Raw genomic sequence first — 13,146 nt, 5'->3', positions numbered from 1 at the left:
GGCTCACACCAGCTTGTCGAAGCACTTCTCCTCGACGCGCCTGCTCATCCGCCAGCCCTGCCCGGTGCGGACGAACTCGTCGACGTACCAGATCCCGACGAAATAGATCTGCGGAGAGGTGCCGGCCTCGCCGGCGCCCATCACCATCGGGTTGAAACAGATGGCCCGCGACGTCGCGGTGTCCCCGCTGAGGCGCACATCGACGTTGCCGAGCATGTGGTAGTAGGCGGGGAAGTTCGGGAGCACCTCCTTCAGCCAGGCCTTGACCTCCGGGAACCGGCCGTCCACGCCGCCGCTCACCCGATAGTCGATGTAGGCGTCGTCGGTGAAGACGGCGTCCAAGTCGTCGAAGCGCCTCCCGTCGATCGCCGTGGAGTAGTCGATCAGCAGTTGCTGGATTTCCAGCCGGTCCGAAATCTCCCCGAGGCTCAACATGAATTGATTGAACACGATCCCGCCGTTCCCGCCGCGGAATAGACGGTATGGGGAGGCTGGGGTGTGATGGCAGGCGAATTCGGCCGCCGCGGTTTAGGCTCAGCCGTCATGACCAGGCTCCTGCGCTGCCTCGGTGCCGTGCTGTGTCTGCTGGCCGCCGTCCCGGCGGCGCCCGCCGCGGCCATACCCGTGACCGGGGTGGTGCAGCCCGCCGGTTCGACCCCCATCCCCGACGGTCCCGCCCAGGCCTGGATCGTTTCCGACATGGACACCGGCGAAGTGCTGGCCGCGCGCGGTGAGCACGAGGCGCACGCCCCGGCCAGCACCATCAAGGTGCTGCTGGCCACCGTGGTCCTCGACGAACTCCCGCTCGACGCGACGATCGTGGCCAACGACGCCGACACCCGGGTGGAGTGCAACTGTGCCGGCGTGGCTGCGGGCCGGACCTACACCACCCGCCAACTGCTCGAGGGGCTGCTGCTGGTGTCGGGCAACGACGCCGCCAACACCCTGGCCACGATGCTCGGCGGGCGCGACGTGGCGGTGCAGAAGATGAACGCCAAGGCCGCGATGCTCGGCGCCCACGGCACGAGCGCGGGCTCCCCCTCGGGTATCGACGGGCCCGGGATCGACATCCGGTCCACCCCGCACGACCTGGCCGCCATCTTCCGCGCCGCGATGGCCAACCCGATCTTCGCGCAGATCACCGCCCAACCCACCGCGGTGTTCCCGGCCAAGAGCGGCGACGTGGTGCTGGTCAACCAGAACGAACTGCTGCACCGCTACCCGGGCGCGTTCGGCGGCAAGACCGGATACACCGACCTGGCCCGCAAGACCTACGTCGGCGGCGCCCACCGCGGCGGCAGACATCTGGTGGTCGCGCTGATGTACGGCCTGGTCGCCGAGGGCGGCCCGACCTACTGGGACCAGGCCGGCGCGTTGCTCGACTGGGGTTTCGCGCTGGGCCCGCACGCCGGCGTCAGCCGACTCTGAGTTTCAAACGCTCCGATACCCGATGGAGACCTGATCGCGCGCTGACCGAGTCCTGACGCGGATAGCGTCGCCACGTGCGAAGACGACTCGCGGGGCTGGCGCTCGCCCTCAGCGCGATGCTGCCCGTCGCCTCGCTGTCGGTCGCGCCGCCGAGCGCAGCGCAGCCCGCGGCCGAACCCGCTGCGGCCCAACCACTTCCGGACGGGCCCGCCAAGGCCTGGCTGGTGGCCGACCTCGACACCGGCCACGTGCTGGCCAGCAAGGACCCCTACGGCGCCTACGCCCCGGCCAGCACGATCAAGGTGCTGCTGGCGATGACGGTGCTCGACCACCTTCGGCCGGACAACTTCGCGCGCGCCAACGAATCCCACACCCGTGTCGAATGTTCCTGCGCCGGGCTCAAGCCCGGGCAGGCCTACACCACCGCGCAACTGGTCTCGGCGATCCTGATGGTGTCGGGCAACGACGCGGCGAACATGCTCGCCGACATGCTCGGTGGGCAGCGGGTCGCCGTCGCGGCGATGAACCGCAAGGCCGCGCTGGTCGGCGCGCGCGGCACCAGGGCGTCCTCGCCGTCCGGGCTCGACGGCCCGGGGTGGGAATCGGTCACCACGCCACACGATCTGGCGGTGATCATGCGGGCGGCGCTGAAATACCCGCTGATCGCCCAGATCATGCGGTCACCGTCGGCGCCGTTCCCCGGCAAGACCCTGCACAACCAGAACGAGTTGCTCACCCGGTATCCCGGAAACCTCGGCGGCAAGACCGGTTTCACCAATCTGGCCCGCAAGACCTACGTCGGGGCCGCGCAGCGCGGCAACCGGCGGCTGGTCGTGGTGCAGATGTACGGCACCGGCGATCTCTACGGCCAGGCGATCCGGCTGCTGGACTACGGGTTCAGCCGACCCTAGGTCCCCGTTGGGACAGCTTGGGTGACGAGGTGGCGGAGATCGGCCCCGAAAACCGCCATGCCGGCACCCAACTAGTAGACGACCCCGCGAAGGATCACCAGCGCCGGATCGGACAGCACTGCGGCGCCCGAACGCGGATCCTCGGTGTGGCACACCAGATCCGCGGGTGCGCCGTGGGACAGACCCGGTCGGCGTAGCCACTCCCGGGCGTTCCAGCACGCCGCGCCCAGCGCGTCGGTCGGCGACATGCCGATGCCCTTGAGCGCATCGACCTCCTCCGCGATGCGGCCGTGGGCCACCGCGCTGCCCGCGTCGGTGCCCGCAAAGATGGGCACGCCCGCCTCGTGAGCGGCACCGATTCGGGCCGAACAGGTTTCGTACAGCGCACGCATGTGCTTCTGGTAGGCCGGGTAGCGGTGCGCACCCTCGGCGATGCCGGGGAAGTTCTCGATGTTGATCAGGGTCGGCACCAGTGCCGTGCCGTGCTCGACCATCAGGTCGATCGTGTCCTCGGTCAGGCCGGTGCCGTGCTCGATGCAGTCGATGCCTGCCGTGATCAGACCGGGCAGCGCGTCCTCGCTGAAAACGTGCGCGGTGACCCGTGCGCCGTTGGCGTGCGCGGCATCGATGGCTGCGACCAGAACGTCGTCGGACCACAGCGGCGCCAGATCCCCGGTGTCCCGGTCGATCCAGTCCCCCACCAGCTTGACCCAGCCGTCGCCCCACCGGGCCTGTTCGGCGACGGCGTCGGGCAGCTCCCACGGATCGTCGAGCTCGGCGGCGAAGCCGCGCGTGTACCGCTTCGGCCGGGCCAGGTGGCGGCCCGCCCGAATGATGCGCGGCAGGTCGGCGCGGTCGTCGAAGCTGCGGGTGTCGGTCGGCGAACCGGCGTCGCGCAGCAGCAACGCACCGGCGTCGCGCTCCGTTTCGGCCTGCGCTGCCGCCTCATCCAACTCGACCGGTCCGTGAGCGCCCAGGCCGACGTGACAATGCGCGTCGACCAGCCCCGGCAGGATCCAGCCGCCGTCAAAGACCGTTTCGGCGCCCGCCACCGGTTCCGCGCTGAGCACGCCCTCGGCGATCCACCATTCGACGGGCTCGCCGTCGGGCAGACCGCGGCCCCGCACGTGCAGCGGCGTACCCATCCGCTAGTTCTTCGGGAACTTCAGCTTCGACAGGTCGATGTCGGCCAGCCCCGGCGGCAGCTCGTCGAGCCCCTTGGGCATGTTCGACAGATCCGGGAAGCCCGCGGGCATGCCCGGCATTCCGGGCATCCCGGCGCCGAGCGGATTGCGGTTCTTCGGCGGGGTCGGTCCCTTGCGGCCCTTCTTGCCCGCCTGCTTGTTCTTGCCCTTGGCGGCCTTGCGGGTGGTGTTCTTGCGGCCGAACGGCATGCCCATCTGGCCGGCCATCTGCGACATCATCTTGCGCGCGTCGAAGAAGCGGTCCACGAGCTGGTTGACCTCGGCCACCGTGACCCCGGAGCCGTTGGCGATCCGCAGCCGGCGCGACGCGTTGATGATCTTGGGATCGGCCCGCTCCTGCGGGGTCATCCCGCGGATGATGGCCTGGACCCGGTCGAGCTGGCTGTCGTCGACGGCGGCCAGCGCGTCCTTCATCTGGCCCGCGCCCGGCAGCATCCCGAGCAGGTTGCCGATGGGCCCCATCTTGCGGATCGCCAGCATCTGCTCGAGGAAGTCCTCGAGGGTGAGTTCGCCGCTGCCGATCTTGGCGGCGGTGGCCTCGGCCTGCTCGGCGTCGAAGTGCTGCTCGGCCTGTTCGATCAACGACAGGACGTCGCCCATGCCGAGGATGCGGCTGGCCATCCGGTCGGGGTGGAAGACGTCGAAGTCTTCGAGTTTCTCGCCGGTCGACGCGAACAGGATCGGCACGCCGGTGACCTCACGGACCGACAGCGCGGCGCCGCCGCGGGCGTCGCCGTCGAGCTTGGTCAGCACGACGCCGGTGAAGCCCACGCCTTCGCGGAACGCGTCGGCGGTGGCGACGGCGTCCTGGCCGATCATCGCGTCGAGGACGAACAGCGTCTCATCGGGGTTGACGGCGTCGCGGATGGCCGCGGCCTGTGCCATCAGCTCCTCGTCGATGCCCAGCCGGCCCGCGGTGTCGACGATCACCACGTCGTAGAGCTTGGCCTTGGCCTCGGCCAGGCCCGCGGCGGCCACGGCCACCGGATCGTTGGTGCTCATCTGCTCGATGGTGGTGCCGCCCGGGGACACGCCCGGATGCGGCGCGAACACGCTCACCCCGGCGCGCTCACCGACGATCTGCAGCTGGTTGACCGCGCCGGGACGCTGCAGGTCGCAGGCCACCAGCAGCGGCGTGTGACCCTGGGCCTTGAGCCACCGGGCCAGCTTGCCGGCCAGCGTGGTCTTACCCGAACCCTGCAGACCGGCCAGCATGATGACCGTCGGTGGGTTCCTGGCGAAGGCCAGCTGGCGCGTCTCGCCGCCGAGGATCCCGATGAGTTCCTCGTTGACGATCTTGACGACCTGCTGGGCGGGGTTCAGCGCCGCCGAGACCTCCGCGCCCTTGGCGCGTTCCTTGATGCGGGAGATGAACGCTCGCACGACGGGCAGCGAGACGTCGGCCTCAAGCAGTGCCAGTCGGATCTCGCGCGCGGTGGCATCGATGTCGGCGTCGGTGAGCCGACCTTTGCCGCGCAGGCCCGAGAGGGCTCCGGTCAACCGGTCGGACAGGGATTCAAACACGTGGCCAAGCCTATCGCGAGCGACGCGGAGGGTTCGGGGCGCTGCTGGTCACTAGCTGGCTTCCACCTCGGTGTGCTTGGCCGGCGGGGCGGGCAGCACGGCGAACAGCTGCCGTTCCAGGTTCTGCCGCGCCGCGGCTTCATCGGCCGCGAGCGCCACGGGGAGCACGATCCCGAACGCGTCGACCACCGAGGACCCCAGCGTGGTGACCTTGGCCCACGCGATGTCCACCCCGGCGCGTTCGAAGACACCGGTGAGCGCCGCCAGCAGGCCGGTGCGGTCGGTGGCCCTGACCTCGACGACCATCTGGCCGGCACCGGCGCCGTCATGCCACAGCACCCGGGGCGGCGCGGCCGGTGCGTGCACCGGGACGGCGGCGCGGACCTCGCCTGCCCTGGCGGTGGCCGTGGCCTCGGCCTCCTTCTTGTCCAGCGCGCCCATCACGTCGAGGTCGCCGTCGATGGCCAGGATCAGCTGCTGGCGCAGCAGCTCGGCCGCCGGCGGGGTGCCGAAGTGCGGGGACACCACGAAGGTGTTGATGGCCGCGCCGTCGTGCCCGTTCACCGACGCCGAGTGCACGCGCAGCGAGTTCAGCGCGAGCACCGCGGCCGCCTTGGAGAGCACCCCGCGGCCGTCCGGCGCGATCATCGTGACGTTGAAGATGTGCGGGGTGTCCCCCGGCGTCAGCTCGACGTGCACCCCGGCGTCGCGGGACAGCTCGACGAACCGGGGGTCGATCGGGTCCGGCTGCGGAAGCGGTTCACCGGCCATCACAAGCCGGCACCGGCGCACCAGCTCGCCGATCAGCGAGGCCTTCCAGTCACCCCAGACGCCGGGGCCGGTCGCCAGCGAGTCGGCCTCGGCGAGGACCTGCAGCAGCTCCAGCACGACGAGGTCGCCTTCGAGTGCGTCCACGACGGCGGAGATCGTGACGGGATCCTGGAGGTCGCGCCGGGTGGCGGTGTGCGGCAGCAGCAGATGGTGACGCACCACCATCGACAGGATCTTGATGTCCGACGGCCACAACCCCAGCCTGCTGCCGATCTGGTTGGCCAGTTCGGCGCCGATGACGCTGTGGTCCCCGCCCCGGCCCTTGCCGATGTCGTGGACCAGCGCACCCAGCACCAGCAGATCAGGACGCGACACCCGCGTGGTGAAAGCGCTTGCGCGGGAGACGGTCTCGACCAGATGCCGGTCGACGGTCCAGATGTGCACGACGTCGCGCGGGGGCAGGTCGCGCACCGCGCCCCACTCGGGAAACAGCCGGCCCCACAGTCCGGTCCGGTCGAGGGCCTCGATCGTGGCCACCGCCGACGGGCCCGCCGCCAGCATCACCAGCAGATCCTTGAGCGCCTGCCTCGGCCACGGGGTGCGCAGTTCCGGTGCGGCCTCGACCAGACGGCTCAGCGTGGAGGCCGCCATCGGCAGCCCGGTGGTGGCGGACGCGGCGGCGACCCGCAGGATCAGGCCGGGGTCGCGTTCTGGGCGGGCGTCGCGCGCCAGGATCACCTCGCCGTTGAACTCGATCACACCCTCGTCGAGCGGGCGCCGCACCGGACGCCGCAGCACGGCCAGTCCGCGCCGCGGCAGCGCGTTGCCCGCGGTGCGGATGCCGGCGTCCACGTAGTAGCTGACCGTGCGGGCGGCGTCGGAGAGTGCGCGCGCCAGGTCGAACCGGTCTCCGATACGCAGCGAGGAACCGATCTCGTCGGCGTGCTGGGCCAGCAGCAGTTCGCGGCCCCGACCGGCCACCCGGTGCAGTTCGGTGCGCACATTGAGCAACGAAAGATGCGCTTCGCCAAGGGTTTCCGTCGGCGATGCCAGCGAACGGCTGGGATAGACGTCGGCCAGCTGCGCGATCGCCAGCGCGTTGAGCAGCTGCACGTCGCGCAATCCGCCCCTGCCGCACTTGAGATCAGGTTCGGCCCGGTGGGCGATCTGGCCGCTGCGCTGCCAGCGCGCCCTGGTGTGCTCGACGAGTTCGTCGAACCGGGACGCGATACCGGTGCGCCACTGCCTGCGGGCTCCACCGATCAGCAGTGCCGACAGGTCGGCGTCGCCGGCGATGTGCCGCGCCTCGAGCATGGCCAGCCCCGCGGAGATGTCCTCACCGGCCACCCGCAGAGCCTCCGGCACGGTGCGCACGCTGTGATCCAGACGGATGTTGGCGTCCCACAACGGATACCACAACAGGTCCGCCACCTCGGCGACGTCAGCGGCGGGCATGTTGTCGTGCAACAGCATCAGGTCCAGATCCGAGTACGGCAGGATCTCGCCGCGTCCCAGACCACCGGTCGCGACGATCGCGAACCCGCTGGTGGCGGTGATGCCGATCTCGGCTGCCTTTGTGGTGAGCCAGAAGTCGTACAGGTCGAGCAGCGCGTCGCGCAACGCAGCGGAATCGAGCTGGCGGCCGCCGGAGAGCAGCTGCTCGGCGGCCGCGACGAGATCTGTTGCAGGGCGCGAAGAAACCGCCGCCGGACGCTCCCATCGGGGAGCGCCGGCGGCGGATTGCGACTTCTGCTCTTTCATGGGTTGCCCTCCCGGCATATGACGATTGAACTACTCACACGACCAAACCGCCGGGAGACGACCTCTCATTCCATGCGGATCAAAGGGCATCCGCCCCGCGTTCACCGGTGCGTACCCGCACCACCGCCTCGACCGGACTGACCCAGACCTTGCCGTCGCCGATCTTGCCGGTGCGGGCGGCCTGGACGATCACGTCCACCACCTTGTCGACGGCGGCGTCGTCGACGACGACCTCCACCCGCACCTTCGGGACGAAATCGACCGAGTACTCCGCACCGCGGTAGACCTCGGTGTGGCCCTTCTGCCGGCCGTAGCCCTGAACCTCGCTGACGGTCATGCCGAGAATGCCTGTCTGCTCCAGACCGGTCTTGACATCTTCCAGCGTGAACGGCTTGACGATCGCGGTTATCAGCTTCATGTAGTTGATCCCTTCCGATGAAATTGTCGCCGGTCAGGCGAGCTCGTAAGCCGTTTCGGCATGTTCGGTTTCATCGATACCAGTGTCTTCGTCCTCCTTGGACACCCGCCAGCCCAGAGGCTTGACGATGAACGCGATGATGGCGGTCATGATTGCGGTGAAGACTACGGCAACGAGTGCGATGACGATCTGCACCACGAGCTGCTGAACGCCGCCGCCGTAGAAGAGACCGGTCTCGGTGGCCAGGAAGCCGATGCCGATGGTGCCCCACAGGCCGGCGACGAGGTGCACGCCGACGACGTCGAGTGAATCGTCGTAACCGAACTTGTACTTCAGTGCGATCGCCAGTGCGGACAGCGTGCCGGCGACGGCCCCGAGGATCAGCGAGCCGATCGCGCTGAGCGATCCGCATGCCGGGGTGATCGCCACGAGGCCCGCGACGATGCCCGACGCGGCGCCCACACTGGTTGCGTGGCCGTCGCGGATGCGCTCCACCAGCAACCACGCCAGCATCGCGGCCGCGGTGGCGGCGGTGGTGTTCACCCACACGGCACCGGCGAGCATGTCAGCGGCGCCTTCGGAGCCCACGTTGAAGCCGAACCAACCGAACCACAGGATCGCAGCACCCAGCATGACGAACGGGATGTTGTGCGGACGGTAGGGCGTGCGGCCGAAGCCGGACCGCTTACCGAGCAGGATCGCCAGCACCAGCGCTGCCACACCGGCGTTGATGTGCACCACGGTGCCACCGGCGAAGTCGATCGGCGACACGTTGGCCGCGCCCTCGTCATCCAGACCGAACAGCTTGGCCGCAAGGCTGTCCTCCGAACCGGAGAGCAGGCCGCCACCCCAAACCATGTGTGCCAGAGGGAAGTACACCAGGGTCACCCAGATGCCGCCGAACACCAGCCAGGTGCCGAACTTCATGCGCTCGGCCACCGCACCACTGATCAGCGCCACGGTGATCACCGCGAAGGTGAGCTGGAAGCCGACCCAGACGATGGCGGGCACGGTGCCGAAACCGCCCAGCACGTAGGTGCTGATGCCGTCCACTTCGCGTACCTCGGTGAGCTGGCTGAGCCCGAACAGCGAGAACGGGTTGTCGAAGACGCCGAAGAAGTCGCTCTCGCCGGTGTGCGCCGAGGCGAACGACATCGAGTAACCCCACAGCACGTAGATGACGCTGACGACACCGATGGAGCCGAAGGACATCATCATCATGTTCAGGACGGACTTCTGCCGGGACAGACCACCGTAGAAGAACGCCAGGCCCGGAGTCATGAACAACACCAGTGCGGCTGCCGTGAGCACCCACGCGGTGTCGCCGGCGCTCAGGCCCCCTTCCCCGAATGGCGCGAATTGGTCGTCTGGCAGGGCCAAGACCACGTCGTGTAAGCCGAATGCCACTTTGAGTGAACCTCCTTGGGTTGACGGCCGACCACGATCGGCCTCCCGAAGAGACTCTTTGGCAAGCGTTTCACCGGTGATTCTGTTGTGTTTCGCCCACGTGAACGGACGCGCCGATGTCGTTACGCTCGTGTTTCACCAGGGCCGAACAGCAAAAATCAGCGGCTGTCCCGAGGAATTCGCTGGCCGGTCGGCGCTCAGCCGAGCAACGCGTCGACGAACGCCGCGGGCTCGAACGGGGCCAGATCGTCGGGCCCCTCGCCGAGCCCCACCAGCTTGACCGGGACCCCGAGTTCCTGCTGCACGCGGAACACGATGCCGCCCTTGGCCGTCCCGTCCAGTTTGGTCAGCACCACCCCGGTGATGTCGACCACTTCGGCGAACACCCGCGCCTGCGGCAGGCTGTTCTGGCCGATGGTCGCATCCAGCACGAGCAGCACCTCGTCGACGGCGGCGCGCTTGCCCACCACGCGTTTGACCTTGCCCAACTCGTCCATCAGGCCGGTCTTGGTGTGCAGCCGGCCCGCCGTGTCGATCACCACGACGTCGGCGCCCGCGGCGATACCGGTGTCGACCGCGTCGAAGGCCACCGACGCCGGGTCGGCGCCCTCGGGGCCGCGCACCACCTGCGCGCCCACCCGCGACGCCCAGGACTGCAGCTGGTCGGCTGCGGCGGCCCGGAAGGTGTCCGCCGCGCCGAGCACGACGCGGCGGCCGTCGGCCACCAGCACCCGCGCCAGCTTGCCGACGGTCGTCGTCTTGCCGGTGCCGTTGACGCCCACCACCAGCAACACCGACGGCTTGTCGGCGTGCGGCAGGGCCTTGATCGAGCGGTCCAGGTCAGGGCGCAGCTCGGCGATCAGCACCTCACGCAGCACCGCCCGCGCGTCGGCCTCGGTGCGCACCCCGCTGCTGGCCATCTTCTCGCGCAGTGACGCCACCACGGACTCGGTGACGACCGGGCCGAGGTCGGCGATCAGCAGGGTGTCCTCGACCTCCTCCCACGAGTCCTCGTCCAGATCGCCGCCGCCCAGCAGCCCCAGCATGCTGCGGCCCAGCGCGTTCTGCGACTTCGAGAGCCGGCCGCGCAACCGGTCCAGCCGGCCTTCGGCGGGCGCGATCTCCTCGATCTGCGGGGCCTGGGGCTCCGGGACCTCGGCGACCTCTGGGACCTCCGGGGCCGGGGCTTCGACCGGCTCCGGCTCCAGGACGGGCTCGGGCTCCTTGACGGGAGCGGGAGGTTCGACGGGTTCGACGACGGGTTCGGGCGGCAGTACGGGCGGCTCGGGCAGCCTGACGTCGGCGATGGGACGCTTGGGTGCGTCGCGGGGAATGGTGGCATCATCGCCGACGGCGGGTAGACCGCTGGTGTCTATGCGTTCAGGCGCCTTCGGTGGGGCCTGCACCGGTGCCGACTGGGCGAACGTGATGCCTGACGAGGCGGTATAGCCGCCGGAACGATCGACGGGAGTGGCAGTGTCGGGAGCCGACAACGTGATCCGGCGGCGGCGGTACCGCACCAGGCCCACCACGAGTGCGACCAGCAGCAGGACGGCGATGACCGCGATGGCGATCCAGAGACCTTCACTCACCGCCCCATTGTGGCAGGGGACCTGACCCGTGACGTCTGACCCCGGGTCCGCCCTGCAGCACCGCAAACGCCGGCACATCGACGTGTGCCTGACCGAAGCCGTCGACTACCAGACGGTGACCACCGGTCTGGAGCGTTTCCGGCTGCCCTACAACGCGCTGACCCAGACCGACCTCGACAGCGTCGATCTGAGCACCGAGTTCCTCGGCTGCCGTCTGCGCGCCCCGGTGCTGATCGGCGCGATGACCGGCGGCGCGGCGCTGTCGGGGATCATCAATCGCAACCTGGCCGCCGCCGCGCAGCAACTGGGCATCGGAATGATGCTGGGATCGCAGCGGGTGATGATCGACGACGCCGACGCGGCGGCCAGCTTCGACGTTCGCGGCGTCGCGCCCGACGTGCTGCTGATCGGCAACATCGGGCTCGCGCAGCTGCAGACCTCGATGACGCCGGGGCTGGCCGCGGCGCTGGACCGGGTGGGCGCCAACGGCCTTGCCGTGCACACCAATCCGCTGCAGGAAGCGATGCAGCACAACGGCGACACCGATTTCTCCGGCTCGATCGCGAGGTTGTGCGACGTGGCCGGTGAGATCGGCTACCCCGTGATGCTCAAGGAGGTCGGGCACGGCATCGGCGCGGCCGCCGCCGCGCAACTGGTGGACTGCCCGGTGGCCGCCGTCGACGTCGCAGGCGCCGGCGGCACGTCCTGGGCGCGCATCGAGCAGTTCGTCCGCTACGGGGAGGTGCGCTACCCGGCGCTGGCCGAGTGGGGCATCCCGACCGCCGAGGCACTGACCGGGGTGCGGCGGCTTCTGCCCGACATGCCGCTGGTCGCCTCGGGCGGCATCCGCACCGGGATGGACGCAGCCAAGGCGCTCGCGATGGGCGCCCAGGTGGTGGCCATCGCCCGACCGCTGCTCGCCCCTGCCGTGGAATCCGTTGATGCCGTGGTCGATTGGCTGCAGCGTTTCCTCGAGGAGCTGCTCGTCTGCCTGCACGGCAGCGGGGCGTCCGACGTGGCCGCGCTGCGCGGGCTCGGCGTGACCGAGCTCACCTGAGGCGCACTCAGGTCGGGCTGGTGACCAGTTCCTGGCCGCGCATCCGCTGCGAGATCACCGTGGTGATGCCGTCCCCGCGCATCGTCACGCCGTAGAGGGCGTCGGCGACCTCCATCGTGGGCTTCTGGTGGGTGATCACGATCAGCTGCGAACGTTCCCGCAGCTGCTCGAACAGGCTGATCAGCCGGCGCAGGTTGACGTCGTCGAGCGCGGCCTCCACCTCGTCCATCACGTAGAACGGCGACGGTCTGGCCCGGAAGATGGCCACCAGCATCGCGACCGCGGTCAGCGACTTCTCGCCGCCCGACAGCAGCGACAGACGTTTGATCTTCTTGCCCGGCGGCCGGGCCTCGACCTCGATGCCCGTGGTCAGCATGTCGGACGGGTTGGTCAGCAGCAGCCGGCCCTCGCCACCGGGGAACAGCGTGGAGAACACCTGGGTGAACTCCCGCTCGACGTCCATGTAGGCCTCGGTGAAGACCTGCAGAATCCGCGAGTCCACGTCGGCGATCACGTCCAGCAGGTCCTTGCGGGCGGCCTTGACGTCCTCGAGCTGGGTGGACAGGAAGTTGTAGCGCTCCTCCAGGGCCGCGAACTCCTCCAGCGCAAGGGGATTGACCCGGCCCAGCTCCCGCAGCTCCTTCTCCGCGCGCTTGGCCCGGCGCTCCTGGGTGGACCGGTCGTAGGGCATCGGTGCGGGCGCGACCACCTGCTCACCGCGCTCCCGGGCCTGCTCGTACTCGGCCATCTCCAGTTCGGTGGGCGGCAGCGCGACATCGGGACCGTACTCGGCGACCAGATCCGCCACCGCAATCCCGAACTGTTCGAGCACCTGCTGCTCGAGCTGCTCGATGCGCAGCGCGGCCTGGGCCTTGGCGACCTCGTCGCGGTGCAGGGCGTCGGTGAGCGCGGCGATCCGCGCGGTCAGTTCGTTGACCTCTTCGCGGGCCTTGGTCAGGGCGCCCGCCCGGACCTGCCGCTCGGCGGCGACCTCGTCGCGCACCTGCGACGCCACCGCCACCGCCTGGCTCAGCCGCTGGGCGACCAGCCGGCCGGACTCCGCGACGGCGGC

At 69.6% G+C, this 13,146-nt stretch carries 11 protein-coding genes; 3 read left to right on the top strand and 8 right to left on the bottom strand.

Going from position 1 to position 13,146, the window contains the following annotated elements; genetic code table 11:
* Nucleotides 1-3 precede the first annotated feature (3 nt).
* Nucleotides 4-435, bottom strand: a complete 432-nt coding sequence (locus MVA01S_RS09625) for a nuclear transport factor 2 family protein (RefSeq protein WP_003928632.1) — start codon at nt 433-435, stop codon at nt 4-6.
* Nucleotides 436-543: 108 nt separating this feature from the next.
* Between MVA01S_RS09625 and MVA01S_RS09620 the strand changes: the two genes are divergently transcribed.
* Both MVA01S_RS09620 and MVA01S_RS09615 read left to right on the top strand, forming a co-directional pair.
* Nucleotides 544-1,428, top strand: coding sequence for a D-alanyl-D-alanine carboxypeptidase family protein (locus tag MVA01S_RS09620; protein WP_060941583.1), 885 nt, complete (start codon nt 544-546; stop codon nt 1,426-1,428).
* 116 nt (nt 1,429-1,544) lie between these two features.
* Nucleotides 1,545-2,339: a D-alanyl-D-alanine carboxypeptidase gene (locus MVA01S_RS09615; RefSeq protein ID WP_390176130.1), complete on the top strand. Its 795-nt coding sequence runs from the start codon at nt 1,545-1,547 to the stop codon at nt 2,337-2,339.
* 71 nt (nt 2,340-2,410) lie between these two features.
* Here the strand turns inward: MVA01S_RS09615 and MVA01S_RS09610 are convergent, their stop codons facing one another.
* The 6 genes from MVA01S_RS09610 to ftsY all read right to left on the bottom strand — a co-directional run bounded on the left by MVA01S_RS09610 (nt 2,411) and on the right by ftsY (nt 11,017).
* Nucleotides 2,411-3,484: a metal-dependent hydrolase family protein gene (locus tag MVA01S_RS09610; protein WP_003928635.1), complete on the bottom strand. Its 1,074-nt coding sequence runs from the start codon at nt 3,482-3,484 to the stop codon at nt 2,411-2,413.
* A gap of 3 nt (nt 3,485-3,487) precedes the next feature.
* Nucleotides 3,488-5,068 (bottom strand): signal recognition particle protein, encoded by a 1,581-nt coding sequence (ffh, locus tag MVA01S_RS09605; protein WP_003928636.1) that lies wholly within the window; start codon nt 5,066-5,068, stop codon nt 3,488-3,490.
* A 51-nt stretch (nt 5,069-5,119) separates the two neighbouring features.
* Nucleotides 5,120-7,600, bottom strand: coding sequence for a [protein-PII] uridylyltransferase (locus MVA01S_RS09600; RefSeq protein WP_003928637.1), 2,481 nt, complete (start codon nt 7,598-7,600; stop codon nt 5,120-5,122).
* Nucleotides 7,601-7,679: 79 nt separating this feature from the next.
* Nucleotides 7,680-8,018 (bottom strand): P-II family nitrogen regulator, encoded by a 339-nt coding sequence (locus tag MVA01S_RS09595; RefSeq protein ID WP_003928638.1) that lies wholly within the window; start codon nt 8,016-8,018, stop codon nt 7,680-7,682.
* A gap of 33 nt (nt 8,019-8,051) precedes the next feature.
* Nucleotides 8,052-9,404 carry an ammonium transporter gene (locus tag MVA01S_RS09590; protein WP_003928639.1) on the bottom strand — a complete coding sequence of 451 codons (1,353 nt, stop codon included), beginning with the start codon at nt 9,402-9,404 and terminating at the stop codon, nt 8,052-8,054.
* A gap of 218 nt (nt 9,405-9,622) precedes the next feature.
* Nucleotides 9,623-11,017: a signal recognition particle-docking protein FtsY gene (gene ftsY, locus MVA01S_RS09585; RefSeq protein WP_003928640.1), complete on the bottom strand. Its 1,395-nt coding sequence runs from the start codon at nt 11,015-11,017 to the stop codon at nt 9,623-9,625.
* Between the two features lie 28 nt (nt 11,018-11,045).
* On the opposite strand from ftsY, the gene fni reads away from it, so the two are divergent.
* A complete protein-coding gene (gene fni, locus MVA01S_RS09580) occupies nt 11,046-12,074 on the top strand; it encodes a type 2 isopentenyl-diphosphate Delta-isomerase (protein ID WP_003928641.1) in 1,029 nt (342 codons plus the stop codon).
* 7 nt (nt 12,075-12,081) lie between these two features.
* On the opposite strand, the gene MVA01S_RS09575 is transcribed toward fni, so the two are convergent.
* A partial coding sequence (locus tag MVA01S_RS09575) for an AAA family ATPase (RefSeq protein ID WP_159426306.1) occupies nt 12,082-13,146 on the bottom strand: 1,065 nt, incomplete at its 5' end.

The organism is Mycolicibacterium vaccae NBRC 14118 = CIP 105934, assembly GCF_001552715.1.
Lineage (GTDB): Bacteria > Actinomycetota > Actinomycetes > Mycobacteriales > Mycobacteriaceae > Mycobacterium > Mycobacterium vaccae.
The sequence above is the reverse complement of the archived record's forward strand: the minus strand, read 5'-3'. Positions and strand labels throughout refer to the sequence as shown.